A 25,262-nucleotide genomic window follows, 5' to 3' on the forward strand; every position below is an offset into this window, starting at 1 on the left:
GACGAGGAGCCGAATGTGATCATTGAAGCGCGGGAGTTACGCAAGACCTACCGCCCTCGCGGCCCCCGTGGGCGCCGTGGCCGCCGCGGCGGCCCGGCCGCCGAGCCGGTGGAGGCCGTGCGCGGCGTCGCCCTCGACGTCGCCGAGGGCGAGATCTTCGGGGTGCTCGGCCCGAACGGCGCGGGGAAGACCACGACGATCCGCATGCTGGCCACGCTGGTCGCGCCCACCGGCGGCACCGCGACGGTGGCCGGGCACGACCTGCTGGCCTCCCCCGAGCAGGTGCGGCGCCGCATCGGGTACGTCGGCCAGGCCGGCGGCGTGGACGAATACAACACGGCCAGGGCCGGCCTCATGCTCGCCGCCCGGGTCAACGGCCTGACGGCGGCCGAGGCCACCACCCGCACCGCCGAGGTGCTCGCGGCGTTCGACCTCACGACACTGGCCGACCGGCCGGCCCGCACCCTGTCGGGAGGCCAGAAGCGGCGGGTCGCGATCGCGCTCGGCCTGGTGCACCGGCCGCCGCTGCTGTTCCTCGACGAGCCCACCACCGGCCTCGACCCGCAGAACCGGGCCAACCTGTGGGACCAGATCAAGGCGCTGCGCGACGCCGGGACGAGCGTCCTGCTCAGCACCCACTATCTGGACGAGGCCGACGCGCTGTGCGACCGCCTCGTCATCGTCGACCACGGGCGCGTCGTCGCGGCCGGGACGCCCGCCGAGCTCAAGCGCGAGATCGCCGGGGATGTCGTGTCCCTGCGGGTGTCCGGCACGGACGAGGCGGCGCGAGTGCTGGAGGGCCTGCCGTACGCGCGGGAGGTGCGGGCCGGCGGCGACCTGCTGCGCGTCTATCTCGACGACGGCGAGCGGGCACCCGCGGAAAGACACGCCGACGGAAAGACGCAGCCATGCTGAAGCACACCGGCCTGTTCCTGGCCTACGAGTTGCGCAACACCGCCCGCAATCCGATCTGGCCGTTCTTCGGCCTCCTCCAGCCCGTCCTCTATCTGCTGCTGTTCGCCCCGCTGCTGGCCAACACCATGCCCGGCGTGCGGGACGAGCGGACGCTCGCCATGTTCACCCCCGGCGTGATGGTGATGATCGCGCTGTTCGGCTCGTTGTTCGTCGGCTTCGGCATGATCGCAGAGATCCGCACCGGAGTGCTCGAACGGCTCGCCGCGAGCCCGGCGAGCCGCCCGGCCATCGTCCTGGGCCGGACACTGCGCGACATGATCGTGCTGGTGGCGCAGGCTCTGGTGATCATCGTGGTGGCCCTGCTGATGGGCATGCGGCCCAGCCTGCCCGGCGTCGCCCTGATGCTCGTGCTCATGGCCCTGACCGGTCTTTTCGCCTCCGGCCTGTCGTACGGCCTGGCCCTCGCGGTGCGGGACGAGAACGGCATGTCGCAGATCCTGCAGTTCTTCGCGCTGCCGCTGATCCTGTTCACCGGCATCCTGCTGCCGATGTCGCTCGCTCCGGCGTGGATGCGGACGGTGGCCCAGGTAAACCCGCTCTATCACGCGGTCGAGGCCGGGCGGGCGCTGTTCGCCGGCGACCTCGCGGACGGCCACGTGGCGCTCGCGTTCGTCCTGATGGCGGTGCTCGCGGTGCCCGCCCTGGCCTGGTCGGTCCGCTCCATGCGCCACCTCGCCGGATAACCGGGTAGCCGGATAACCGGCAGCCTGTGAAGCGTGGCGGAGCGCCCCGGCATGGCCGGGACGCCCCGCCTCCGACCCTGGTCACCGGACGCGCCCGCACGCGCGACAGCTCCGGCAACCGGGCGGTGGTGAAGGAGAGGTTACGCACCACCGATCTTCCCGGTCTCCGGTCGAAAGAAGCTGTGGCCCGGTGTAAGGGCTGCTCACGGCTTCGCCATCGGCGTCTGCGGAGATCACGGGCACCGGTCACGCGGGGATCTCGGACACCGGTCGGCCGGACTTCGCGGACGCCGGTCAGGACGGACATCGCGTGCGTCGGTCGGACGGGCTTCGCGTGTGCCGGTCGGACGGACATCGCGTGTGCCGGTCGGCAGGACTACGCGGACGCCGGTCAGGACGAGACGAGGAACTGCGTGGCGGCCAGCTCGCGGTAGAGCTCGTCGGCCGAGACCAGCTCGTCGTGGGTCCCCCAGGCCCGCACGCGACCGGCCTCCATCACCACGATCCGGTCGGCGCCGGTCACGGTGGACAGGCGGTGGGCGATCACCAGCACCGTGGTCTCGCGCGCCACCTCCGCCACGACCTCCCGCAGCCGCATCTCGTTGACCGCGTCGAGCTGGGAGGTCGCCTCGTCGAGCAGCAGCAGCCGGGGTTTGCGCAGCAGCGCCCTGGCGATGGCGACCCGCTGCCGCTCGCCGCCCGACAGCAGCACGCCGCGATGGCCGACCGGCGTCTCCAGTCCCTCGGGCAACCGCTCGACCAGGTCGTCCAGGCGCGTACGGGCGAGGGCGCGGGCGACCTCCTCGTCGGTCGCTCCGGGCGCGCCGAAGACGAGGTTCTCCCGCAACGTCCCCGCGAGCACGGGGGCGTCCTGCTCGACGTAGCCGAGCATGGCCCGCAGCTCGCCGAGCGGCCACTCGCGGATGTCGCGCCCGCCGACGGTGATCGTCCCCTCCTGCGGCTCGTAGAACCGCTCGACCAGGCCGAACACCGTCGACTTGCCCGCGCCCGAGGGGCCGACCAGCGCGGTCATGCCGCCCGCCGGCACCTCGAACGTCACACCCTGGTGGACCACCGGCCGGTCGTCGCCGTAGCGGAAGACGACCCCGGAGAACGTCACCCCGACCGGCTCGCCCCCCGCCCGCGCCGCCGGGGCGGCGGGCTCGGTGCGCAGCGTGGCGATCTCCTGGATGCGGGTCACCGCGGCCAGGCCGTTCTGGATCTGCGTGAGGCTCTGCACGATCTGGCCGATCGGGGAGACCAGATAGAACAGGTACATGAGGAACGCGATCAGGGTGGAGATCTCCATCTGCCCCGACGCGACCCGCGCGCCGCCCACCCCCAGCACCGCGAGGAACGCGAGCTGGATCGACATCCACGCGCCGATCCCGGCCAGCGAGGTCCACGCGGCGGCGGCCACGCCCCGGTCGCGCGCCTCGGCGGCCGCCGTGCCCACCGCCGCGATCTCCCGCGCCTCCGCGCCGCTGGCCTTGACCGTACGGAACGCCTGGAGGGCGCGGTCGAGCATCGAGCCCATCTCGCCGAGCGCCACCTGTGCCTGAAGGGAGGCGCGGCGGATGCGCGGGGCGATGACCACGCCCAGGAGCCCGACCAGCGCGACGACGGCGAGCGTGACGACCAGCAGCAGGCCGTCCATGATCGCCATCATCACGGCGGCGCCCAGGAACGTGAACACCGAGCCGACCAGCGAGGCCAGCGCGTCGGTGCACACGGCTCGCAGCAGGGTGGTGTCGGAGCTGACCCGCGACAGCAGGTCGCCGGGCTTGAGCCGGTCGACGTCGGAGACCGTGAGCCGCAGGATGCGGTCGACCAGGCCCCGGCGCGAGTCGAGCACGATGGTCTCGCCCATCCGCTCCAGCAGGAACCGCCCGGCCGCCGAGATCAGCGCCCCGGCCAGGACGGCGGCCGACAGCCCGAGCACCGGGCCGGCCAGTGCGCCGCCCGCGCCGAACGTGTCGATCACCCGCTTGGCCATGACCGGCATGGCGAGCCCGGTGAGGCTGCCGACGAGGCTGAGCACGCCGCCCAGCAGCAGCACCCGCCGGTGGGGGCGCACCTGGTCGAGCAGCAGCCGCCAGGCGGCGCGCTCCCCTAGTGACGCCTTCGGCCGTGGCGCGGGCCGTCCCCCGTCAGGGCCGTCGCCCTCCGTCCCCATGGAGCCCCCTCCGCGAGCACTGCGCACGGACCGGGCGCGCCGGCCCTGTGCCCGGGCCCTGCGCAGCCTGTGTGCGATCTCCCGGAGACCCTAATTCACCGGAAACGCCGATGCGCGCGGGGATTTCGGACGTCGTGGATCAGTCCAGGTCGGGGACGTCCAGGTCGAACTCGGCGTCGCCGTCGTCGACGCGGCGCAGTTTGATGTCCTCCGCCCAGGCGTACGCGAAGCGGCGTACGGCGGCGACGCCCTCCTCGTCCAGGCCGCCGAACGCCTCTTCGGCCAGCAGGTCGACGGTCTCCAGCCGTTCGACCAGGTCCTCCACCCGCCACTCGTCGTCGTAGCGCGCGCCGAGTTGTTCGAGCAGGCGGAAGGAGTAGAGGCCGGACACCGAGGCCACGTCGGCGAAGTCGCGTGGCAGGCCGCGGTCCTGCAGCGCGCGCACCTTGAGCCCCACGGCGTCGTCCAGGCCGAGCACCCGGCAGGGGCCGATGTCGGCGGGCCGGTCGCGCAGCGGCTCGCGGAGCAGGGTGACCTCGCACGACTGGCCGGTGATCTCGTCGGTGACGACGACGCGGCCGATGCGGGCGCCGGCCTCGCGCACCTCGGCCGACAGGCCGGTGCTGCCGAACGCCTCGGCCAGCGCCCGGCCGGCCTCCTCCAGCGGGGCCTCGCCGCCGGTGGCGAAGGTGAGGTCGTCCACCGGCCTCGACGTGCATCCGTGCGCCAGCAGCGCGTAACCGCCGGCGAGCAGCAGGCCGTAGCGGTCGAGGACCGGCCGCGCGTCCTCGATGAGGCGCAGGTGGAACGGGGGCGCCGGGAAGGTGGAAGACGCGGTCACCACGTCAGTATCGCCCGCGCACCCACCGTGATGATCCCTCATCCCGGCACTCCGTAGGTCAGGCGGATCATCCGGGTGGTGTCCATGATCGCGTACCAGGTGAGGCACAGGTCGGCCTCGGCCTCCTCCGCGCGTGCCTCGGCAGCCATGAGCCGGTCCCCCGTCAGGAGCGCCGCCTCCCCTTTGAGCTGTGCCGCCATCCGCTGGAACATGAACCGCTCGCGAGACTCCATGACCACCCCTCCCACCCCCACCGCTCTTACTTGGGGTGAAATACCCACAGAACCGGCCGAAATGCTCTTTGAGCGATCGGCACACGTCCCGGCAGGGCGTTCCCGGAGCCGGATCCTCGGCGCGTACGCGGATCTCGATCACATCGCGGCGGGCATCGTCACCATCGGTACCAGGAGAAAACGAAGCTGACGCCGAAGACCAGCATGGCGAGCAGGATGGCGATCAGCACGAAATGTCCGGCCAGCCCGCCGAGGCCGGTGTCCTCCTCGCTCCTGACGACGTTCACGTTCTCGGGGTCGTAGACGATGCGGACCTTCTCCCCTGTCGCGTACCGGCCGGAGATCTCCTCGACGTGCCGTTGTGCGCCCACCGTGAAACCGACCTTCGTGTAGTCAACGGTAATGGGGTGGCCGTCGGTGTCGTTCCACGTCTCCGACCGGGTGGCGAGGGCCACGCCGGTGGTGCGGACACCGTGCCGCCCGAGGTCCAGGGCCGAGACGAGGTTGGAAACCTGGGCGACGAGCGCCACGATCAGGATGCCGAACCAGGCCACGAAGAACGCGACCGACCCGGCACCCGATAAAAACCGCCGGAATGACCATCGAGCCATCAGTCACAGCCTCCTTGGCGAAGGCGAATCGGAAAGGCGCGGCTGCCGCCCTGTCTCCTACGACTCCTCCCCGGCCCCGGAGGTTCGGTGACCGCTCACGGTCGTCGGCCCGGCGTCACGGATCATCCCTCTTTCGGGACGGCGGCGTGGTCTCAGTGGGCGCGGGGCCGGCCCGACCGCCAGGGACGCCCGGGATGGTCCGCCCCCTGACGGGGACGGGGGGACACGACCCGCCGCCGGAGGCGCCGGTCGGGCAGCGCGGGCGCGGGCAGGTCGTGGCGGCCGGAGACGAACTCCTGCACCGCGATCTTCACCCGGATGACCGGGCGGCGCCAGCGCTCCTCCCGGTGGATCGCCTTGGCCATCAGGCGCGGCCGGGGCCGCCGCGCCCGCTCCGAGTAGCACCAGCGGGCCCAGGGCGAGCCGGGACGGGCCACCCGCACCGCCCCCACGTACAGCAGCGGCGGCACGAACAGGCCCAGCAGGCCGCTCCAGATCTTCCCCTTGAGCAGGGTGATCACGGCGAAGATTAGGTTGACGAAGAGGAACGCGAGAGCCGTCCAGTGGCCGCCGTCCGCCGCGCCGTTCCAGGTGAGCGGGCGCAGCCCGAGCAGCAGCAGGCCGGTGGCGGCGATCGCCACGAAGACCGCGTCCACGGAGGTGCGGCCCTCCTCCTGCCAGTAGACGTCGCGCAGGTGCAGGATCAGCGCGAACTCGTCGAGCACGAGGGCGGCGCCCACGCCGAACACGGCCGCGGAGAACGAGTACCACCCCGTGGACACGTCCGACAGGACCAGCCCGGCCACCCCGCCGAGCAGCGTGAGCACCACGCCGAACACCACGTGGTGGATGTGCATCTCGCCCACGCTGACGTTGCCGAGCCACCGCACCCGCGCCCTGATCAGCCGTACGTTCACCCGCGTGAAGACGAATGCCGTGATCAGCGCGGCGAAGAAGCAGAACAGCGGCAGACGGTGCGCCTCGATGATGCGTTCGTGAAACCAGCCGGCCATCAAGCGATCCCCCGGCCTCCGATGCTACGACGCGGGGGAAGTGGTCACGCGAGAAAGCCGCGCAGCAGGGCCGCCGTGCCCTCCAGGTGCTCGGCCACCGCCCGTTCGGCCGCCTCCGGGTCGCCGTCCAGGATCGCGGCGGCGATGGCGGCGTGCTGCACCGCGGCGTGCTCGATGTTGGGCCCCAGCACGGGGATCGCGTTGAGCAGGTCGGTGACCCGCAGCCGGGCGTCGGCGCACGCGGCGGCCAGCAGCGGCGACCCGCTCAGCTCCGCGATCGCCAGGTGGAACGCGATGTCCATCCTGCGATAGTCGGCCGGCGCCGCGTCGTTCACCCCGGCCAGCCGGGCGGCGAGCGTCTCCCGCTGTCCCGGGGTCAGCTCGGTGGTCGCGAGCACCCGGGCCGCCCCGCACTCGACGGCCATCCGGAACGTCAGCGCGTCTTCGAGGTCGTCTTCTCCCATCCGGGTGACGGCCCTGCGCAGGTCGCCCTTGCGCGGGCTCGGCGGCTGGTAGACGACGAAGGCCCCGCCGTACCGGCCGCGCCGTACGTCGAGGTAACCGGCCTCCTGCAGCGCGCGGATCGCCTCGCGCAGCGTGACCCTGCTGATGCCGAGCCGGGCGGCCAGTTCGCGCTCCGGCGGCAGCTTCTCGCCGTGCGGGACGACGCCGAGCTTGATGGCCTGGAGCAGGCGCTCGACGGTCTCCTCGAACGCGTTGCCCGCCCGCACCGGCCGCAGCAGCGACACCGCGCCGGTGATCCCCACCGCCGCGTCCCGAGAGGCGGGCTCGGCCGGGGTCCGGGAACGGGAGACGGACGTCTCCGCCGGGGTGATCTCCATGCGCATCGTCCCTCCACCCGTCACAGCGGGTCCCCCGTCCCTGTGATCGAGGTTAAACCCCTCGGACATTGTTGACGACGAGGGGAACATGGTGCTTGCATGCCCTCAATGGTCTGATTCCAGACTTTTGGACGGGAGGCACCGTGCTCAGCGTGGATCGACTCCGCGATGACGTCGAAGCGGGCCGCGTGGACACGGTCCTGCTCGCGGTCACCGACATGCAGGGGCGGCTGCAGGGCAAGCGGCTTTCTGCGCGGTACTTCCTGGAGGAGGTGCTGAGCCACGCAGCGGAGGGCTGCAACTACCTGCTCGCGGTGGACGTCGACATGAACACCGTGGACGGCTACGCCATGTCGTCCTGGGAGCGCGGCTACGGCGACTTCGTCATGCGGCCCGACCTGTCGACGCTGCGCCGCGTGCCCTGGCACGAGGGCACCGTGCTGCTGCTCGCCGACCTGGTGTGGGAGGACGGCGCCGACGTCGTGGCCTCCCCCAGGCAGATCCTGCGCCGCCAGCTCGCCCGGCTCGCCGAACGCGGCTGGACCGCCTACGTCGGCACCGAGCTGGAGTTCGTCGTCTACGACGACAGCTACGAGCAGGCCTGGCAGCGGGGCTACCGCGACCTGACCCCGGCCAACCTCTACAACGTCGACTACTCGCTGCTCGGCACCTCCCGCATCGAGCCGCTGCTGCGCAGGATCAGGCTCGGCATGGAGGGCGCGGGGCTGTACGTCGAGTCGGCCAAGGGCGAGTGCAACCTCGGCCAGCACGAGATCGCCTTCCGGTTCGCCGACGCGCTGACCACGTGCGACAACCACGTGTTCTACAAGAACGGCGCCAAGGAGATCGCCGCCCAGGACGGCAGGTCGATCACCTTCATGGCCAAGCCGAACCAGCGCGAGGGCAACTCCTGCCACATCCACATCTCGCTGCGCGAGGCCGACGGCACCCCCGTGATGGCGGGCGGCGAGCCGTACGGGCTGTCGGAGACCGGGCGGCGGTTCATCGCCGGTCAGCTCGCGGCGATGCGGGAGCTGACCCTGCTCTACGCGCCCAACATCAACTCCTACAAGCGGTTCGTGCCCGGCAGCTTCGCCCCCACCGCCGTCAAGTGGGGCGTGGACAACCGCACCTGCTCGCTGCGGCTGGTCGGCCACGGCCCCTCGCTGCGGATCGAGAACCGGGTGCCCGGCGGCGACGTCAACCCGTACCTCGCGGTCGCCGCCATGATCGCGGCGGGGCTGCGCGGCATCGACGACGGGCTGGAGCTGGAGGAGCCGTTCACCGGCAACGCGTACGACTCCGGGGCCGAGCGGGTGCCCTCCACGCTCCGCGACGCCCTGGCGCTGTGGGAGGAGTCGCCGATCGCCGAGGAGGCCTTCGGCAAGGACGTGGTCGAGCACTACGCCAACAACGCGCGGGTCGAGCTGGCCGCCTTCGACGCGGCGGTCACCGACTGGGAGCTCTATCGGGGGTTCGAACGGCTGTGAAGATAGTCAATCCGGCGACCGAAGACGTGGTCGCCGAGGTCGAGATGGCGGACGCCGCCGAGGTGGACCGGGTGGTCGAGCGGGCCGCCCGGGCCTTCCCCGCGTGGCGGGCGGTCGCCCCGGGCGAGCGGGCCCGGCTGCTGCGCCGCTTCGCGCAGGTGGTCGAGGACCACGCGGAGGAGCTGGCGCGGCTGGAGATCGCCAACGCCGGGCACACGATCGGCAACGCCCGCTGGGAGGCGGGCAACGTCCGCGACGTGCTGAACTTCTACGCGGGCGCGCCGGAGCGCGACCACGGCAAGCAGATCCCGGTGCCGGGCGGGGTGGACGTCACGTTCGCAGAGCCGCTGGGCGTGGTCGGGATCATCGTGCCGTGGAACTTCCCGATGGTCATCATGACCTGGGGAGTCGCCCCGGCCCTGGCCGCCGGCAACACGGTGATCGTCAAGCCCGCCGAGTGGACGCCGCTGACCGCGCTGCGGCTGGCCGAGCTCGCCCTGGAGGCCGGGCTGCCCGAGGGCGTGCTCCAGGTCGTGCCCGGCGAGGGTGAGGTCGCCGGCGCCCGGCTCGTCGAGCATCCCGACGTACGGAAGATCGTGTTCACCGGCTCGACGGAGGTCGGGAAGCTCATCGGCGCCAAGGCGGCCGAGCAGGTCAAGCGGGTGACGCTGGAGCTGGGCGGCAAGAGCGCCAACATCGTCTTCGCCGACGCCGACCTCGCCCGGGCGGCCGAGTCCGCCCCGATGGCGGTCTTCGACAACTCCGGCCAGGACTGCTGCGCCCGCTCGCGCATCCTGGTGGAGCGTTCCGTCTATGACGACTTCCTCGCGCGGCTCGCCGAGGCGGTGCGCGCGGTGCGGGTGGGCGACCCGAACGACCCGGCGACCCAGATGGGCCCGCTGATCAGCGCCGAGCACCGGGAGCGCGTCGCGTCGTTCGTCACCGAGGCCGACGTGTACGCCGCCGGGTCGTGCCCGAGCGGCCCCGGCTTCTGGTTCCCGCCGACCGTGCTGGCCGGATCGTCCTCGGAGTCCTTCCGCAGGGCGTTCACCGAGGAGATCTTCGGGCCCGTGGTGTCGGTCGTGCCGTTCGAGGACGAGGCCGACGCGGTGCGGATCGCCAACGACACGGCGTACGGCCTGTCGGGGTCGATCTGGACCCGCGACGTGGGCCGGGCGCTGCGCGTGGCGCGGGCCGTCGAGGCGGGCAACCTGTCGGTGAACTCGCACTCCAGCGTCCGCTACTGGACCCCGTTCGGCGGCTTCAAGCAGTCGGGCCTCGGCCGGGAGCTCGGCCCGGACGCCCTGTCGGCCTTCACCGAGACCAAGAACGTCTTCATCTCCACGGAGTAGATCAATGCAGCGTTTGCAGGACCGTGTCGCCGTCATCACCGGCGCGGGCAGCGGCATCGGCCTGGCCACGGCCCGCCGGTTCGCCCAGGAGGGCGCCAAGGTCGTGGTGGCCGACCTCGACGAGGAGGCCGGCGCGAAGGCCGCCGCCGAGGTCGGCGGCCTGTTCGTCAAGGCCGACGTGGCGAACGAGGACGACGTGACCCGGATGTACCGGACCGCGTTCGAGGAGTTCGGCAGCGTCGACATCGCGTTCAACAACGCGGGCATCTCGCCGCCGGACGACGACTCCATCCTGGAGACCGGCCTCGACGCCTGGCGCCGGGTGCAGGAGGTCAACCTCACCAGCGTCTACCTGTGCTGCAAGCACGTCATCCCGTACATGCAGCGGCAGGGCAAGGGCTCGATCATCAACACCGCGTCGTTCGTCGCGGTCATGGGCTCGGCCACCTCGCAGATCTCCTACACCGCCTCCAAGGGCGGCGTGCTCGCGATGAGCCGCGAGCTGGGCGTCCAGTTCGCCCGCGAGGGCATCCGGGTCAACGCGCTGTGCCCCGGGCCGGTGGACACCCCGCTGCTGCGGGAGCTGTTCGCCAAGGACCCCGAGCGCGCCCAGCGCCGTCTCGTCCACGTGCCGATCGGCCGTTTCGCCCGGGCCGAGGAGATCGCCGCGGCGGTCGCGTTCCTCGCCTCCGACGACGCGTCGTTCATCACCGCCTCGGAGTTCCTGGTCGACGGCGGCATCTCCGGCGCGTACGTCACTCCGCTGTAAAGGGGTATGCCATGGCCCGTCCCGTCATCGGCGTGACCTGCTACGTCGAGCCGGCGAGGTTCACCGTCTGGGACATGCCGACGGCGCTGCTGCCGTACATGTACGTCGACCACATCGCGCGGGCGGGCGGCCAGCCGGTCATCCTGCCGCCGGCCGGGGAGCCCGCCGCGCTGGTGGAACGGCTGGACGGGCTGATCATCGCGGGCGGGGGCGACATCGACCCCGCCCGCTACGGCGCGCCGCCCGCGGAACAGACCGGATATGTCAGGGAGTTCCGCGACGAGGCGGAGTTCGGACTGTTGGAGGCCGCCCTGCGCACCGGCCTGCCGTTCCTCGGCATCTGCCGGGGCCTGCAGGTGCTCAACGTGGCGCTGGGCGGCACCCTCCAGCAGCACCTGCCCGACGTGGTCGGCCACACCGCCCACTCCCCCGCGCCCGGGACGTTCGGCCGCCTTCCCGTACGGCTCTCGCCGGGGTTGGCCAAGATCTACGACGGCGAGGACCTCACGCCCGCCCACTACCATCATCAGGCGATCGACCGCCTGGCGGACGGGCTGGAGGTCACCGCCCGCTCGGACGACGGCACGATCGAGGCCGTCGAGGTCACGGGCGCGGCGTTCGCCCTGGCCGTCCAGTGGCATCCGGAGGCCGACGAGGACGGGCCGCTGTTCCACGCCCTGGTCACCGCCGCCCGCCACTGAGCCGCCGCTTTTCGCCACCGCTTCTCGGGGCCGCGGGATTGAAGCCGGTCACAAGCGATGGACAAGCCTCCCGGCCGACACTCCGTGGACCATGAGGCTCAATCGCGGCACAGCTTTCAGCAGGGTTCCTGTCGTCCACCAGCGCACCCCCACCGAGTGCGGCCCCGCCTGCCTCGCCATGGTCCTCGGCGCGTACGGGCACCACGTGGAGGTGCGCGAGCTCGGCGAGGAGCTGGGCGCCGGCCGTGACGGCACCTCCGCGCTCACCCTGGTCAGGGCGGCGAGGCGGCGCGGGCTGGAGGCACGGGCCTTCTCCCTGCCTCCCGAGGGGCTGGCGCACGCGCCGCTCCCGGCGATCGCGCACTGGAAGGGCGACCACTACGTGGTCGTCGAGCGTCACGGGCGCGGCGGGGTCACGATCGTCGATCCCGAGACGGGCCGCCGTCGCGTCACCACCGCCGAGCTCGCCCTGGACTACAGCGGCGTGCTGCTCGTCTTCACCCCCGGCCCCGGATTCCGGCGGACCGCGCGCCCCCGGCGGGGCCGCTGGTGGCGGTGGCCCGCCTCTGTCGCCTTCGCGGGCCACCGCCGGCTGCTCGCGCTGCTGGTGGCGCTCAGCGTCGTCATGCAGGCGTTCGGCTTCGCCCTCCCGGCGCTGACCGAGCTGGTCGTCGACCGGGTGCTGCCGGCCGGCGACCACGACCTGCTTACCATCGCGGGCTTCGGAGTGCTCGGCCTGGTCGCCGCGTACGGGCTGGTCCGGGTGCTGCGCGGATACGCGATGGTCTCGCTCAGGGCGAGCGCGGACGGCGAGCTGGTGCGTGTAACGGGCGAACGGCTCCTCGCGGCGCCCTACCGGTTCTTCGCCCTGCGCGGCTCCGCCGACCTGGTCAACCGCGTGCTGGCGACCTCGCTGATCCGGGAGGTCCTCACCAACCAGGTGACGCTCGCCTTCCTGGAGGCCCCGCTGGCCCTGGGATACGTGATCGCGATCGGCGTGCGCAGCCCGCTGATCGGCGGCTGCCTGGTCGCGTTCGCCCTCGCCCAGGCGGGCCTGCTGCTCCTCACCCGCCGCCGCGTCGGCGACCTGACCCACCGCGAGACCGAAGCCCGCAACGACCTGCAGAGCAGGCTGATCGAGGGCCTGCGCGGCATCGAGACCGTCAAGGCCTCCGGCGCGGAGCCGCGGATCGCGGACCGATGGGCGACGGCCGTCGCCACCGTCGCCGAGCGTTCCGGGCGAAGCGGCCGGGCGCAGGCCATGCAGGAGGCCCTGCTCGGGGCCCTGCAGTTCGCCGCCCCGCTCACCCTCGTCTGGACGGGCGCCCGCCAGGTGGCGGACGGCACGCTGACGCTCGGCGGGATGCTCGCCCTGCAAGCCCTGGCCGGCGCCGCGCTCGCCCCGCTGAGCTCGCTGATCGCCGGCCTGCAGGCCGTACAAGGGGTCAGGCCGCACGTGGAGCGGCTGGCCGACGTCTGGCACGCCGAGCCCGAGCCCGTTCCCGCCGCCCCGGTCACCCGTACGCTCACCGGGCGGATCGAGCTGGACGGCGTCGGCTTCCGCTATGGCCCCGACAGCCCGTGGATCCTGCGGGACGTCACGGTCACCGTGCGCCCCGGGCAGAAGGTCGCGCTGGTCGGTGCCTCGGGCTCCGGCAAGACCACCCTGGCCCGGCTGATCCTGGGGCTGCTCACGCCCGGCGAGGGCGAGATCCGCTACGACGGCGTGCCCGCCGCCGCCTTCGATCCCCGCGCCCTGCGCCGCCAGTTCGGCGTGGTGCCGCAGGAGCCCGTCCTCTTCCACGGCACGATCTTCGACAACATCGCGCTCAACGTCCCCTCCGCCACCCCGGAGCAGGTGGAACGGGCGGCCCGGGCGGCCCGCCTGCACGAGGAGATCAGGGCCATGCCGATGGGCTACCGCACGCTGCTCACCGACGGCGGCGGGCTGTCGGGCGGGCAGCGCCAGCGGCTCGCGCTCGCCCGCGCCCTGCTGTCGGAGCCGAGGATGCTGCTGCTCGACGAGGCCACGAGCCACCTCGACACCGTGGCCGAGGCCGCGATCGAGGAGAGCCTGCGCGGCTTCGCGGGCACCCGCGTCGTCATCGCCCACCGACTGAGCACCGTGCGGGACGCCGACTGGGGCGGCCGTGGCCGCACTAGCTCCTGCGGCCCTGGGCGACGGCGGTAGCTCCGGTGATGCGACACCGGTGACCTCGGCAGCCAGGCAGCTCCGGTGGTGCGGCACCGGGGCTCAGGTCGCTCACGTGGCCACCGATGGCAGCCAGCGGTCTCCGCCCGCGCCCGGTGGCTCTCGGTGGCGTCCCTACCCGCCTGGCCCGTAGATCCACGGCCCCGCACTGCGCCTCGTGGGTCCACGGCCCGCTCGATCCCGTACCTGCCGATGCAGGGCTCGCTCGATCAAGGCCCTGGCCGTTCACACCCGGTCCATTCAGGCCGCGTTCATTCAGGCCCGGTCGATTCGGGTCCTGTCCGGTTTCGGGCCACTTCCGGAAGGCGCCGCCCCGGCGTCCCGTCCGCGCTCAGGTCTGTTGAGGCACGTCGAAAGGCCCTCCGTTGCGCTCTTCTCACGTTCTCGTGCTCACCAGCGAGGACGACCCGCACGCCGAGCGGGTCGGCGGTCTACTCGCCCGGCGCGGCGCGCGCGTCAGCGTCTTCGACCCCGGCGACTTCCCCGTCTCCGCGAAGCTGGACCTCGGCTACGGCACCGACCTCGGCACCCGCCGCATCCTGCGCCGCGACAAGGAGACGATCGACCTCGACACGGTGTCCGCCGTGTGGTGGCGCCGGCCGACTCCCCCGCGGGCGCACCCCGAGATCGCCGATCCTGCGGTCGCCGCCCACACCGTGCAGGAGTGCAAGAGCCTGCTCGGCGACCTGTGGGAGCAGTTGCCGTGCCGTCAAGTGCCCGCCCGCGAGTCGGTCTTCCGCCGGTCCGGCCAGAAGTCCTCCCAGCTCGCGCTCGCCGCGGAGCTCGGGTTCGCGATCCCGGAGACACTGATCACCACGGACGCCGAGTCGTTCCTCGACTTCCACGACCGGCACGACGGCCGGATCATCACGAAGGCCTTCCACGTCCCGCTCGTGGAGGGCGTCGCGGGCGGCCTCACCGCGACGCGCCTCACCGAGCCGGTGTCGCCCCGCGACCTCGCGTACGCCGACGGCCTGCGGTTCTGCCCCGTGATCGTGCAGGAGATGGTGCCGAAGCGCGTCGAGCTGCGCGTCACCATCGTCGGGCGACGGATCTTCGCCGCCGAGATCCACTCGCAGGCGTCCAACCGGTCGAGCCTCGACTGGCGCTACTACGACACCAGGACCACGCCGCATCGGCCGCACCGGTTGCAGGAGGAGATCGCCGACCGGTGCCTCGCGCTTATGGACCGCCTCGGCCTGCTGTACGGCGCCGTCGACCTGATCGTCACACCGGACGACCGTCACGTCTTCCTTGAGGTCAACCCCAACGCCCAGTGGCTGTGGGTCGAGAACATGACCGGCCTGCCGATCAGCGAGGCCCTCTGCGACCTCCTGCTCGAACCGGCCTGACATCCCCGCCGCCGACCAGCCCGACAGATCCCGCTCGGAGGGAGCGGGATCGACCGCGCCCCGAGGAGCCCGACATGCCGCACAGTGCCGACCACAACACCGACCACAGCACCGACCGCAGTGCCGACCGCAGCACCGCCGATCGCGCCGCCCCGAGTGCCGCCGTCGGTGCCCCGCTTGGTGCCGCCGTTGATGCCACCGAATCTCCGGCCGGCAGTGCCGCCCACCGCGCCACCCAGAGTGCCGCCGTCGTTGCCGCCGTTGGTGCCACCGAGACTCCTGTCGGCAGTGCCGCCCACCGCGCCGCCCAGAGTGGTGTCCACCGTGGTGTTGTTCCTTCTGCCCGTCTGCTGACCGATGTCCTGGCGTACCTGCGCCGGATCTGTGATCGGGAACCCGCCGAGGCCAGGCTCCTGCTGGGCGGCCTGCGGGCGGAGCACGAAGGCGTGCCGATGCGCCTGGTGTGGCAGCGCGACCACCCCGGCGGCAGATGTCACTACGACATGCTGCTCCCGGTGGGCGACGGCACGGTCTCGATCGCCTTCGCTCCCGACCTCGCGCTGCCCTGGCCGCTGCGGGGCAGCCGCAACTCCGGCGAGCAGGTCGTCGTGCGGGTCAACGGCATGGAGGTCGCCATGGAGCAGGCCATGGCGGTGCTGGACGAGCTGTGGAGCGACGCCTCACTCGCCAGCAGACTGGTCGACGCCGCCCTGGTCGCGCAGGAGCTGGCCGGCGACCCGGCAGACCTGTCCGCCGCCGAGTTGCAGGACGCTCTCGACGCCTTCCGGCGGGCCCGGGGGCTGCTCACGGTCGAGGCCACCCAGGAGTGGATGGCCGAACGCGGCCTCGACCACGCCGGCCTGGAGGACGTCGTGGCCCAGGAGGCGGGGATCGCCCGGCTTCGTCGCCGGGTCGCCGGTGACCGCGCCGAAAGTCTTTTCGCCGCCGCCCCTCGCTCCTACGACCGGTTGTGCGTGGTGTTCCTGCGGTATCCCCGTGTGGAGGCCGCCCGGGCCGCCGCCGACCGGCTGCGGGACGGCGGACCAGGCTCCCTCGCCTCCGCCGCCGAGACGCTCGACCACGGCGCGGACGCCCGGCTGCGCCGCCTGTTCCGCGCCGAGCTCGGCCCGGAGGCGGCGGACGCCGCACCGGGCGACGTCCTCGGCCCGTACGGACCCGACCCCGTGGTCGTCCAGGTCGTGGAGGTCAGACCCGCTACCTTCGACGACGCCACCCGGCAAGGGATCGAGCAGCGGCTCTTCGACGACTGGCTGGCCGGGCGGCGGCGCGAGGCCCGCGTGGAGTGGGTGTGGGGCGACGCCCGGCGCACCGAGGCCGTCAACCAGGCCCTGCGGGCCCCCGCGGCGGAAGACGGCCTCACGGCGGCCCGCTGAGCGCGATATTCGCGCCTCCCCGGGCCCGATTCCCCCTCCCCGGGCCCGATTCCCCCTCCCCGGGCTCGATTCACGCCAGCCCGGGCGCGGCACCGTACGCGCGCCGATCATCCGGCTAATCGACGCCACTCACGCACACCGCCTCCGGGGACGGCCGACGAGCAGCAGCATCTGCAACCGCTTTCATTTGGGTTATCGGCGTATCGGAGCATCCGGAGCCGGCATTGGCCCGGGCGGAGCGGTGTTTATGGGCCCCCGGGCAGCCGACATAGAAACGGCATATATTTTGACGCACGCCGCCGGAGAGGGATATGGTCAAATAGCGATCACAGCCGCGTCGTCGGCGCGTTCACGCTGCTTTCGTGCGAGGGGAACCGTGTTATACGCCGTGCTCGGAACGTTCCTGGCCATGAAGCCCTCAGGGGATGTCATCGCCGGACTCGCCCCGAGGCACCGGCAGCTGCTCGCGTTGTTCCTGCTCAATCCGAATATCGCGGTCCACCGGGACCGGCTCATCGATCTGTTGTGGAATGGCCGTCCCACTAAATCGGCGGCGCGGAATCTTACCACCTACATCGCGCAGATGCGGCAACGTCTGTCGCCCCGCGACCCCCACCTTTCTCCACTGCACACCGTGGAGGGCGGCTACCTTCTTTCCGTGCCACCGGCATCCGTGGATGCTGAAGTATTCAACCAATTTGCGGCACAGGGCAGAATCGCTCGTGAGAATTGCGATTACCACAATGCGGCGCGGATGTTCGAGAACGCGCTGAGCCTGTGGCGCGGCGACGCCCTGCTCGCCATGAGGCATGTGGACGCGCTCTCCGCGTGGGCCGACCGGCTCGACGAGGAGCGGCGCGCGGTGACCGAGGACCTCTTCGACGTCAGGCTGGCGCTCGGGCACCATCACGAGATCGTCGGCGGCCTGGCCCAATGGGCGAGGCGCCACCCGCTGCGCGAACGGCCGCACCGGCAGCTCATGCTGGCGCTGCACCGGTCGGGCCGCACCCACGACGCCTCGGCGTCCTACCAGCGGCTGCGCCGCACCCTGGTCGACCGCCTCGGCACCGAGCCGTCCCCCGACACCCAGGCCCTCCACCAGCGGATCCTCACCGGCGACGACCTCCCGTCCACCCATGTGCGGCTCCGCGCGGCGCATCGGCCGCCGTGCGACTCCAGCCACTGACCCGTACGGGATGGCACGGCCGGGAAGTGACAGGGGAAATCAGGTGATCCGGCCGGTTACGGGGATGGCGGCGACCCACTAGGCTTGCAGCACACCGGTGATCCCGTGCGGGAGAGCGTCCTGGCATCCGGTCAGGGCCCCTGAAGGAGCAAGCCCTCCCCGCGAACCTCTCAAGGCAAAGGACCGTGCGGGCCAGGTGACCTCTGGAAAGAAGGCCGTCAGGCCTCGCCGAAGGTGAAAGTCCGGCAAAGATCGGACGAAGCTCTCAGGCGCCGATGACAGAGGGGGAGGATGCCCGATAGTCAAACGCAGCATCCGTCCTTCCGAGGTGCGCATGTCCCGATCCACCCCGCTCCGCGGGGTCCACGAAAGTCTGGGCGCGACCCTGACCGACTTCGCGGGCTGGCAGATGCCCCTGCGCTACGGCAGCGAGTCGGCCGAGCACAACGCGGTGCGCACGGCCGCGGGCCTGTTCGACCTGTCCCACATGGGGGAGATCTTCGTCGTCGGCCCGCAGGCGGGCGAGGCGCTCGACCACGCGCTCGTGGGGCACCTCAGCGTCCTCGCGCCCGGCCGCGCCCGTTACACGATGATCGTGAACGAGACCGGCGGCATCCTCGACGACCTCATCGTCTACCGCCTCGACGAGGACCAGTACATGGTCGTCGCCAACGCCTCCAACTACGCCCTCGTCGCCCGTGAGCTCGCCGAACGCGTCCGGGGCTACGCGCAGGTGACCGACAGGTCGGACGAGTACGCGCTGGTCGCCGTGCAGGGCCCGCGCAGCGCCGAGATCCTGGCCGCGCTGACCGACGCCGACCTCGACGAGCTGAAGTACTACGCCATCGTCGCCGGCATCGTCGCGGGCGCGCCCGCCCTGATCGCCCGCACCGGATACACCGGCGAGGACGGCTTCGAACTCTTCGTGCTGAACGAGCACGCCGTGCCGCTGTGGAACGCCCTCGCCGAGGCGGGCAGAGACGCCGGGCTCGTCCCCGCCGGGCTGTCGGCCCGCGACACCCTGCGTCTGGAAGCCGGCATGCCGCTCTACGGCAACGAGCTGAGCGCGGCGATCACGCCGTTCGACGCGGGCCTCGGCCGGGTCGTCCGCTTCGACAAGCCGGGCGACTTCGTGGGCAAGGCCGCCCTTGAGCGGGCGGCGGAGTACGGCACCAGGCGGCGCCTGGTCGGGCTGGTGGCGCGCGGCAGGCGCGTGCCCCGCCACGGCTACTCCGTCACCCGGGAGGGGGCCGTCGTCGGCGAGGTGACCAGCGGCGCTCCGTCGCAGTCCCTCGGCCGCCCGATCGCCATGGCGTACGTGGACGAGGGCGCCCTGGAGAAGGGTGGCCTGGCCGTGGACATCCGGGGCAGCCAAGAACCGGTCGACGTCGTCGATCTGCCTTTCTACAGGAGGAGCAAGTGAGCACCATTCCGGACGACCTGAGCTACACCAAGGAACACGAGTGGGTGGCCGGGCTTGAGGACGGCCGCACCGTGACGGTGGGCATCACGGCGTACGCGGCCGAGCAGCTCGGCGACGTGGTTTACGTGGAGGTGCACTCCGAGGTCGGCGCGACCATCGCGGCCGGCGACGCGGTCGGCGAGGTGGAGTCCACCAAGTCCGTGAGCGACATCTTCGCGCCGGTCGGCGGCGAGATCGTCGAGATCAACTCCGCCGTCGTGGACAACCCCTCGCTGGTCAACTCCGACCCGTACGGCGAGGGCTGGCTGTTCCGCGTGCGCGTGGAGGAGGAGCCCGACGACCTGCTGTCGGCCGCGGAGTACGCCGCGCTGACCTCCGGCGAGTCCTGACAGACGGTGCGAAGGGCGACGGTCAATGGCGATCAGCGTCTTCGACCTGTTCAAGGTGGGCATCGGACCGTCCAGTTCGCACACGGGCGGTCCGATGGCGGCGGCGCACAGGTTCGCCCGCGGGCTGCACCAGGACGGGCTGCTGGAGAAGGTGACCCGGATCGAGGCGATCCTGTACGGCTCGCTCGGGCTGACCGGCAAGGGCCACGGCAGCGACAAGGCGGTCCTGCTCGGCCTGTCCGGCGACAAGCCCGAACTGGTCGACGTCGACACCGTCGACGAACGGCTGGCGGCGATGCGGGCGAGCGGCACGGTCACGGTGTACGGCGTGCACGAGATCCCGTTCGTGGTCGGCGAGGATCTCGTCTTCGAGCGCAAACTGTCGCTGCCCCACCACCCGAACGGCATGCGGTTCACGGCGTACGCCGACGACACCGTGCTGCGCGAGAAGGTGTACTACTCGGTCGGCGGCGGCTTCGTGGTGGACGAGAACGCCACCGGCGCCGACCGGATCAAGCCCGACGACACGGTGCTGCCGTACGCCTTCACGACCGCGCACGAACTGCTCGCGCACTGCGCCGACACGGGCCTGTCGATCTCCGGCGTGATGATGGAGAACGAGAAGGCCTTCGGCCGTACGGAGGAGGAGATCCGCTCCAGCCTGCTGCATCTGTGGGCGGTGATGGCCGAGTGCGTACGGCGCGGCACCAGCCGCGAGGGCGTCCTGCCGGGCGGCCTCAAGGTGCGCCGACGGGCCCACCAGCTCCATCGGCGGCTGCAGAGCGAGGCCGACGGCGCCGACCCGCTGCGGGCGATGGACTGGGTCACGCTGTTCGCGCTGGCCGTCAACGAGGAGAACGCGGCGGGCGGCCGGATCGTCACCGCGCCGACCAACGGCGCCGCCGGCATCGTGCCGGCCGTTCTGTCCTACTACATGCGCTTCCTTCCAGGGGCCGACGAGGACGGCGTCATCCGCTTCCTGCTCACCGCGGGCGCGATCGGCGTGCTGTTCAAGGAGAACGCCTCCATCTCCGGCGCGGAGGTGGGCTGCCAGGGTGAGGTCGGCTCGGCCTGCTCGATGGCGGCGGCGGGCCTCACCGAGGCGCTCGGCGGGACGCCGGAGCAGGTCGAGAACGCCGCCGAGATCGGCATCGAGCACAACCTCGGCCTGACCTGCGACCCGATCGGCGGGCTCGTCCAGATCCCGTGCATCGAGCGCAACGCCGTCGCCTCGATCAAGGCCATCGCCGCCGCCCGCATCGCGCTGCGCGGCGACGGCCGCCACTTCGTGTCGCTCGACAAGGCGATCAAGACGATGCGCGACACCGGCAGGGACATGCTCGACAAATACAAGGAGACCTCGCGCGGCGGCCTCGCCGTCAACGTCATCGAGTGCTGATCCCCGCGTCCCCGCCCCCGCCGGGCACGGCGGCGGGGACGGGTGCGGTGCCGGAGGTGGCGCTGAGCACGCCGCCGTCCGTGAGGGCCCGCGCGGTGACGTCTCGAATGTGACGCATGTGCCGCTCGCCAATATCGTGGTGACTTCCCGGCGAGGAGGAGGGCCGTCACGTGAGGTGGCGCGAGGCGCTGCGCCCGCATCGGGCGTTCCTGGTCGTGCTGGCGGCGGGCGTCGCACTGCGCGCGCTCGCCGTGCTCGGCTACCGGCCCGCGCTGTGGTTCTGGGCCGACTCCTTCGCTTACCTCAGCTCGGCGCTCGACCTGCGGCCGCTGCCCTCACGGCCGTCCGGCTACTCGCTGTTCCTGGCGGCGCTGAGCCCGCTGGGCAGCGTCACCGCCGTCGTGATCGTCCAGCATCTGCTCGGTCTCGGCATGGCCGTGTGCGTGTACGCGCTGCTGCGCCGCCGCACCCGGCTGCCCGGCTGGGGCGCGGCGCTGGCGGCGGCGCCGGTGCTTCTCGACGTCCACCAGATCCAGCTCGAACACCTCGTCATGGCGGACCTGCCGTTCACCGCGCTGGTCGTGGCCGCCGTGACGATCCTGCTGTGGCGTCCCCGCCCGGGCGGGTGGGCCGTCGTCGCGGCGCTGCTGCTGCTCGGGTTCGCCACGGTCACCCGCACCCTCGGGCTGCCCCTGATCGCGCTGGCGCTGCTGCCGGTGGTGCTCGCCGGACGATGGAAGGCCGCGCTCGCCGGGCTCGCCGCCGCGTCCGCCGTGCTCGGCGGCTATGCCGTCTGGTTCCACGACACCCACGGGTCGTACGGGCTGGGCGGCAACAGCACGTGGCTGTGGTCGCGCACGATGACCTTCGCCGACTGCTCGGTGATGGAGCCGCCGAAGGAGCTGGCGGTGCTGTGCCCGTCGGGGCCCCGGCTGGCCGCGCCCGCCTACATCTGGGACGCCGACTCGCCCATCCAGCGGGTGAAGAAGGACAAGGACCGGCTGGCGAGCGAGTTCGCCTCGCTGGCGATCCGCAGCCAGCCCCTCGACTTCCTCATGACCGGGCTGCACGACGCCATGTGGGCGTTCGAATGGGACCGGAAGGTCTACCCCTCCCCCGGGCCGCAGAGCGCGTACGTCTTCCCCGCCTCGGTGAAGCCGTTCACGTCCAAGGTGGCCTCCGCCGGCCGTACGGCGGGCGAGCTGACCACCGCCTACCAGGGAAGCTCCGGGGACACCAAGGTAGTGGAGCCGTTCGCGGGCCTGCTGCGCGCCTATCAGGAGCAGGGCTTCCTGCGGGGGCCGCTGCTGGCGGTGATCCTGCTGGCCGGGCTCGCCGGGCTGGTCGCCCGGCGGTGGACGGCGCTGCTGCCCTGGACCGCGGCGGCGGCCCTGCTCCTGCTGCCGCCCCTGATCGCCGCCTTCGACCACCGCTATGTGGTGCCGGTCGTGCCGCTCGCCTGCCTGGCCGCCGGGCTTGCCATCGGCACGGGCGCGACGCCCGCGCCGTGGCGCAGGCAGGGCCGGTCAGCGGCGGCGGACGTGCAGGCGAACGACCGCAAGCGCGTCGTCGCGGCCGACCGCGCGGCGAACGCGTGAGACCGCCGACTCGTCCAGCCGCCTGATCACCTGCCGCAGGTCGGCCGACCGCCGGAGCGACACCGTCACCCGCACCCTGCCGTCGCGCACGAGCCTGACCGAGATGCGGCCGATCCCGTCGATCCCCTTCAACGCCACGCCGAGCATGGCGATGCCGGCGCCGGTGCGGGTGCCGACCCGGCCCCAGCCGAGCGCCATGAAGAGCCAGCGGGTCGCGACCAGGGCGAGCACCATCGCCGCCCCGGCCACCAGGGGCAGCGCCCACGGCTTCCCGTCGACGACGCTCCCGTCGGCCACGCTCGCGTCGATCAGGGTCACGCCGGGCCGCCGGCGTACGGCGGTCAGCAGGCCGAAGCCTCCCGCGACGAGCGCGACGCCCACCAGCAGGAGCCCGATGCGGTTCCCCCATCGCGGACGCATGTCAGCCCCCTCTCCTGCGCAGCCGTACGACCACCTCGTGGCGGGACCGGACGCCGAGGCCCGACAGCCGGTCGCCGACCGCCGCGCCGACCTCGCGGAGCAGGGCGCCGGTCGTGTCGGCGTCGGCCACCACGGCGACCTCGATCCGCCTGCGGAGGATGTGGACGTCGGCCCGCCGTACGTGCTCGACCTCGCGGGCCGAGGCGGCGAGCGTACGGCGCAGCCCGGAGCGGGTCAGGCCCATCGCGAGCAGCGGGTCCGAGCAGGCCAGGGGCATGAGCCGGGGACGGCCGGGAACGAGCGCGAGGGCCACCAGCCCCAGACCGCAGACGATCATGCCGGCCCCGGCGGCGGGAACGGCGGGGTCCGACGTCGTGAGGTTCATCAGCCGGGGCGGCAGCCGCCAGTCGAGGGACATGCCGAGCATGACGGCGACGACCACGGCGGTGCACACCCAGCCGAGCAGGGCGATCACGGTGGCGACCACGACGGCGGCCGGGGTCCGGCCCGGCAGGAGGAGGCGCGTGGCGCTCCGGCCCGCCGCGGCGCGTCCGCCGCCGGTGTCGCTTCCCGCGCCCCTGACGCCGTCGCCGTCGCCGCCGCCCGCGCTCTCGGCGCCTCCGGAGCCGTATCCGAAGCCGTATCCGAAGCCTTGTCCGGCGTCGTCGGAGCCTTCGGCGTCGCCGTCGGCGCTCCTCGCCGACGAACCCGCCAGGATTCCCTGCACGACGCTCATCAGCCGTTCACCCTTCCCGCTCACCGTGCCGGGCCCGCCCGGTAGTCACCTCACCATGGGTACACGGAGCACCGGCGGGACGGGCGGGTCACCCGCGGCCTTGCGCGATCATGAACGCTCCACGGCGGAGATTTTGCCCGGGCACGGTTAACGTGAACGGCGCTCATGTATTTCCCGGCGGTGCCGTATTAGGCTGCGCCCATGGACGACCGACAGCGCCTCGACCAGGCGACGGCCCACCTTGAGCCGCCCTTCGCGGTCCTCGACATGGACGCGCTCCGGTCGAACGCGGCCTCCATGGTGCGCCGCGCCCGGGGCAAGCCGATCCGGGTGGCCAGCAAGTCGATCCGCTGCCGGGCCGTGCTCGAACGCATCCTGGGCATGGACGGCGTCTCGGGCATCATGGCCTTCACGCTGCCCGAGGCGCTGTGGCTGGTCTCCACCGGCCTGCGGGACGTGCTCGTGGCCTATCCCACGGCCGACAGGACCGCGCTGCGCGCCCTGGGGACGGACGAAATCGCCGCGCGGGAGATCACCGTCGTGATCGACTCGCCCGAGCACCTCGACCTCATCGAGAGCCTGCGCCTCCCCCACCGGATCCGGGTGTGCCTGGACATCGACGCCGGGTTCGTGGCCTTCGGCGGCGCGTTCCGTGCGGGCGCGCTGCGGTCGCCGATCCGCGAGCCCGAGCAGGCCGCCGAGATCGCCGCGCACATCGTCAAGCGCCCCGGGGTGCGGCTGACCGGGCTCATGGCGTACGAGGCCCAGATCGCCGGGGTGGGCGACGACGTTCCGGGGCCGTACGGCCGCGCGGTGCGGTGGATGCAGGAGCGGTCGCGCCGCGAGCTGGTCGTGCGGCGCGGCCGGATCGTGCAGGCCGTACGCCAGGTCACCGACCTGGAGTTCGTCAACGGCGGCGGGACGGGAAGCATCGAGAAGACCGCCGCCGAGCGGGCGATCACCGAGGTCGCGGCGGGCTCGGGGTTCTTCCATCCCCGGCTGTTCGACTTCTATCGGGGCTTCACCGGCCGTCCGGCGGCGCTGTTCGCCCTGCCGGTCGTGCGCAAGCCGGCTCCGGACGTCGCGACCGTGCTCGGCGGGGGCTACCCCGCCTCCGGGTCCCCCGGGCCCACCCGGCTGCCCCAGCCGTACCTGCCGGCGGGGCTTCGCTATCACCCGGACGAGGGGGCGGGTGAGGTGCAGACGCCGCTACTGGGCGAGGCCGCCGCCGACCTCCGTCTGGGCGACCGCGTCTGGTTCCGCCACGCGAAGGCCGGGGAGCTGTGCGAACGCTTCGCCGGTCTGCACCTGGTCGAGGGCGATCGGGTGACCGAGGAGGTCCCGACCTATCGCGGCGAGGGCAAAACCTTCCTCTGACCGCCGGTCTCGATGGTTCCGGACACGGCCGGGGAACGCGAACGCCGCCGTGAACCCGTCACGGCGGCGTGGCCACGCGGCGTCTCAGCG

The 25,262-nt window shown here is 72.3% G+C and carries 24 protein-coding genes and 1 riboswitch; of the genes, 15 read left to right on the plus strand and 9 right to left on the minus strand.

Annotation, left to right across the window (positions count from 1 at the left end):
• The first annotated feature begins 15 nt into the window (after positions 1 to 15).
• On the plus strand, positions 16 to 915 hold the full coding sequence (locus HCK04_RS10960; protein WP_142647074.1) for an ATP-binding cassette domain-containing protein: 900 nt from the start codon (positions 16 to 18) through the stop codon (positions 913 to 915).
• Positions 909 to 1,658 (plus strand): ABC transporter permease, encoded by a 750-nt coding sequence (locus HCK04_RS10965; RefSeq protein ID WP_142647075.1) that lies wholly within the window; start codon positions 909 to 911, stop codon positions 1,656 to 1,658. Before HCK04_RS10960 ends, HCK04_RS10965 begins: the two co-directional genes overlap by 7 nt.
• Positions 1,659 to 2,049: 391 nt before the next feature.
• On the opposite strand, the gene HCK04_RS10970 is transcribed toward HCK04_RS10965, so the two are convergent.
• From HCK04_RS10970 to HCK04_RS10995, 6 genes are all read right to left on the minus strand, one after another.
• Positions 2,050 to 3,834 carry an ABC transporter ATP-binding protein gene (locus tag HCK04_RS10970; protein ID WP_142647076.1) on the minus strand — a complete coding sequence of 595 codons (1,785 nt, stop codon included), beginning with the start codon at positions 3,832 to 3,834 and terminating at the stop codon, positions 2,050 to 2,052.
• 139 nt (positions 3,835 to 3,973) lie between these two features.
• Positions 3,974 to 4,675: a hypothetical protein gene (locus tag HCK04_RS10975; protein WP_260617197.1), complete on the minus strand. Its 702-nt coding sequence runs from the start codon at positions 4,673 to 4,675 to the stop codon at positions 3,974 to 3,976.
• 38 nt (positions 4,676 to 4,713) lie between these two features.
• On the minus strand, positions 4,714 to 4,908 hold the full coding sequence (locus HCK04_RS10980) for a hypothetical protein (RefSeq protein ID WP_142647077.1): 195 nt from the start codon (positions 4,906 to 4,908) through the stop codon (positions 4,714 to 4,716).
• Positions 4,909 to 5,066: 158 nt separating this feature from the next.
• The gene (locus HCK04_RS10985) at positions 5,067 to 5,519 is read right to left on the minus strand and encodes a DUF3592 domain-containing protein (RefSeq protein WP_142647078.1); all 453 of its coding nucleotides are present in this window, start codon (positions 5,517 to 5,519) and stop codon (positions 5,067 to 5,069) included.
• Between the two features lie 152 nt (positions 5,520 to 5,671).
• Positions 5,672 to 6,532: a hypothetical protein gene (locus tag HCK04_RS10990; protein ID WP_240971307.1), complete on the minus strand. Its 861-nt coding sequence runs from the start codon at positions 6,530 to 6,532 to the stop codon at positions 5,672 to 5,674.
• A 44-nt stretch (positions 6,533 to 6,576) separates the two neighbouring features.
• On the minus strand, positions 6,577 to 7,380 hold the full coding sequence (locus HCK04_RS10995) for an FCD domain-containing protein (protein WP_240971308.1): 804 nt from the start codon (positions 7,378 to 7,380) through the stop codon (positions 6,577 to 6,579).
• 146 nt (positions 7,381 to 7,526) lie between these two features.
• Between HCK04_RS10995 and HCK04_RS11000 the strand changes: the two genes are divergently transcribed.
• From HCK04_RS11000 to HCK04_RS11050, 11 genes are all read left to right on the plus strand, one after another.
• Entirely contained in the window at positions 7,527 to 8,864 is a 1,338-nt protein-coding gene (locus HCK04_RS11000) for a glutamine synthetase family protein (RefSeq protein ID WP_312845729.1), read from the plus strand.
• A 44-nt stretch (positions 8,865 to 8,908) separates the two neighbouring features.
• Positions 8,909 to 10,216, plus strand: a complete 1,308-nt coding sequence (locus tag HCK04_RS11005) for an aldehyde dehydrogenase family protein (protein WP_240971317.1) — start codon at positions 8,909 to 8,911, stop codon at positions 10,214 to 10,216.
• 4 nt (positions 10,217 to 10,220) lie between these two features.
• Positions 10,221 to 10,985, plus strand: coding sequence for a 3-oxoacyl-ACP reductase (locus HCK04_RS11010; protein WP_142647080.1), 765 nt, complete (start codon positions 10,221 to 10,223; stop codon positions 10,983 to 10,985).
• A gap of 11 nt (positions 10,986 to 10,996) precedes the next feature.
• Positions 10,997 to 11,686: a gamma-glutamyl-gamma-aminobutyrate hydrolase family protein gene (locus HCK04_RS11015; protein WP_142647081.1), complete on the plus strand. Its 690-nt coding sequence runs from the start codon at positions 10,997 to 10,999 to the stop codon at positions 11,684 to 11,686.
• A gap of 91 nt (positions 11,687 to 11,777) precedes the next feature.
• Positions 11,778 to 13,877 (plus strand): peptidase domain-containing ABC transporter, encoded by a 2,100-nt coding sequence (locus tag HCK04_RS11020; protein WP_142647082.1) that lies wholly within the window; start codon positions 11,778 to 11,780, stop codon positions 13,875 to 13,877.
• 407 nt (positions 13,878 to 14,284) lie between these two features.
• Positions 14,285 to 15,250 (plus strand): MvdC/MvdD family ATP grasp protein, encoded by a 966-nt coding sequence (locus HCK04_RS11025; protein ID WP_260617198.1) that lies wholly within the window; start codon positions 14,285 to 14,287, stop codon positions 15,248 to 15,250.
• Positions 15,251 to 15,324: 74 nt separating this feature from the next.
• Complete coding sequence (locus HCK04_RS11030) at positions 15,325 to 16,644, plus strand: TIGR04500 family putative peptide maturation system protein (RefSeq protein ID WP_142647084.1); 1,320 nt, start codon at positions 15,325 to 15,327, stop codon at positions 16,642 to 16,644.
• A gap of 583 nt (positions 16,645 to 17,227) precedes the next feature.
• Positions 17,228 to 17,830 (plus strand): AfsR/SARP family transcriptional regulator, encoded by a 603-nt coding sequence (locus HCK04_RS11035; RefSeq protein ID WP_240971318.1) that lies wholly within the window; start codon positions 17,228 to 17,230, stop codon positions 17,828 to 17,830.
• 98 nt (positions 17,831 to 17,928) lie between these two features.
• A riboswitch (glycine riboswitch) is annotated at positions 17,929 to 18,026 on the plus strand.
• Between the two features lie 138 nt (positions 18,027 to 18,164).
• Entirely contained in the window at positions 18,165 to 19,253 is a 1,089-nt protein-coding gene (gene gcvT, locus HCK04_RS11040; RefSeq protein ID WP_142647086.1) for a glycine cleavage system aminomethyltransferase GcvT, read from the plus strand.
• Positions 19,250 to 19,642 (plus strand): glycine cleavage system protein GcvH, encoded by a 393-nt coding sequence (gene gcvH / locus HCK04_RS11045; RefSeq protein ID WP_142647087.1) that lies wholly within the window; start codon positions 19,250 to 19,252, stop codon positions 19,640 to 19,642. Before gcvT ends, gcvH begins: the two co-directional genes overlap by 4 nt.
• A gap of 25 nt (positions 19,643 to 19,667) precedes the next feature.
• Positions 19,668 to 21,041: an L-serine ammonia-lyase gene (locus tag HCK04_RS11050; RefSeq protein WP_142647088.1), complete on the plus strand. Its 1,374-nt coding sequence runs from the start codon at positions 19,668 to 19,670 to the stop codon at positions 21,039 to 21,041.
• On the opposite strand, the gene HCK04_RS43500 is transcribed toward HCK04_RS11050, so the two are convergent.
• On the minus strand, positions 21,028 to 21,159 hold the full coding sequence (locus tag HCK04_RS43500) for a hypothetical protein (protein ID WP_260617199.1): 132 nt from the start codon (positions 21,157 to 21,159) through the stop codon (positions 21,028 to 21,030). The two genes, HCK04_RS11050 and HCK04_RS43500, sit on opposite strands and share 14 nt — an antisense overlap.
• Positions 21,160 to 21,211: 52 nt before the next feature.
• Here HCK04_RS43500 and HCK04_RS11055 point away from each other — a divergent pair, with 52 nt between their 5' ends.
• Entirely contained in the window at positions 21,212 to 22,639 is a 1,428-nt protein-coding gene (locus HCK04_RS11055; RefSeq protein ID WP_142647089.1) for a hypothetical protein, read from the plus strand.
• Here the strand turns inward: HCK04_RS11055 and HCK04_RS11060 are convergent.
• Positions 22,568 to 23,059, minus strand: coding sequence for a hypothetical protein (locus tag HCK04_RS11060; protein WP_142647090.1), 492 nt, complete (start codon positions 23,057 to 23,059; stop codon positions 22,568 to 22,570). The genes HCK04_RS11055 and HCK04_RS11060 overlap by 72 nt on opposite strands.
• Position 23,060: 1 nt before the next feature.
• On the minus strand, positions 23,061 to 23,795 hold the full coding sequence (locus HCK04_RS11065) for a DUF6286 domain-containing protein (protein ID WP_142647091.1): 735 nt from the start codon (positions 23,793 to 23,795) through the stop codon (positions 23,061 to 23,063).
• A gap of 201 nt (positions 23,796 to 23,996) precedes the next feature.
• Between HCK04_RS11065 and HCK04_RS11070 the strand changes: the two genes are divergently transcribed.
• Positions 23,997 to 25,172 carry an amino acid deaminase/aldolase gene (locus HCK04_RS11070; protein WP_142647092.1) on the plus strand — a complete coding sequence of 392 codons (1,176 nt, stop codon included), beginning with the start codon at positions 23,997 to 23,999 and terminating at the stop codon, positions 25,170 to 25,172.
• Positions 25,173 to 25,262: the final 90 nt, after the last annotated feature.

The sequence above is a fragment of the Microbispora sp. CL1-1 genome (assembly GCF_012034195.1).
Classification (GTDB): domain Bacteria; phylum Actinomycetota; class Actinomycetes; order Streptosporangiales; family Streptosporangiaceae; genus Microbispora.

Coding starts and splice junctions, on each gene's coding strand:
- HCK04_RS11065 (WP_142647091.1), bottom strand. CDS start 23,795: ATGAGCGTCGTGCAGGGAATCCTGGCGGGTTCGTCGGCGAGGAGCGCC.
- HCK04_RS10970 (WP_142647076.1), bottom strand. CDS start 3,834: ATGGGGACGGAGGGCGACGGCCCTGACGGGGGACGGCCCGCGCCACGG.
- HCK04_RS10965 (WP_142647075.1), top strand. CDS start 909: ATGCTGAAGCACACCGGCCTGTTCCTGGCCTACGAGTTGCGCAACACC.
- HCK04_RS11050 (WP_142647088.1), top strand. CDS start 19,668: ATGGCGATCAGCGTCTTCGACCTGTTCAAGGTGGGCATCGGACCGTCC.
- HCK04_RS11070 (WP_142647092.1), top strand. CDS start 23,997: ATGGACGACCGACAGCGCCTCGACCAGGCGACGGCCCACCTTGAGCCG.
- HCK04_RS10995 (WP_240971308.1), bottom strand. CDS start 7,380: ATGCGCATGGAGATCACCCCGGCGGAGACGTCCGTCTCCCGTTCCCGG.
- HCK04_RS11005 (WP_240971317.1), top strand. CDS start 8,909: ATGGCGGACGCCGCCGAGGTGGACCGGGTGGTCGAGCGGGCCGCCCGG.
- HCK04_RS11060 (WP_142647090.1), bottom strand. CDS start 23,059: ATGCGTCCGCGATGGGGGAACCGCATCGGGCTCCTGCTGGTGGGCGTC.
- HCK04_RS10990 (WP_240971307.1), bottom strand. CDS start 6,532: ATGGCCGGCTGGTTTCACGAACGCATCATCGAGGCGCACCGTCTGCCG.
- gcvT (WP_142647086.1), top strand. CDS start 18,165: ATGTCCCGATCCACCCCGCTCCGCGGGGTCCACGAAAGTCTGGGCGCG.
- HCK04_RS11010 (WP_142647080.1), top strand. CDS start 10,221: ATGCAGCGTTTGCAGGACCGTGTCGCCGTCATCACCGGCGCGGGCAGC.
- HCK04_RS11015 (WP_142647081.1), top strand. CDS start 10,997: ATGGCCCGTCCCGTCATCGGCGTGACCTGCTACGTCGAGCCGGCGAGG.
- HCK04_RS11035 (WP_240971318.1), top strand. CDS start 17,228: ATGCGGCAACGTCTGTCGCCCCGCGACCCCCACCTTTCTCCACTGCAC.
- HCK04_RS10980 (WP_142647077.1), bottom strand. CDS start 4,908: ATGGAGTCTCGCGAGCGGTTCATGTTCCAGCGGATGGCGGCACAGCTC.
- HCK04_RS10985 (WP_142647078.1), bottom strand. CDS start 5,519: ATGGCTCGATGGTCATTCCGGCGGTTTTTATCGGGTGCCGGGTCGGTC.
- HCK04_RS43500 (WP_260617199.1), bottom strand. CDS start 21,159: ATGCGTCACATTCGAGACGTCACCGCGCGGGCCCTCACGGACGGCGGC.
- HCK04_RS11030 (WP_142647084.1), top strand. CDS start 15,325: ATGCCGCACAGTGCCGACCACAACACCGACCACAGCACCGACCGCAGT.
- HCK04_RS11020 (WP_142647082.1), top strand. CDS start 11,778: ATGAGGCTCAATCGCGGCACAGCTTTCAGCAGGGTTCCTGTCGTCCAC.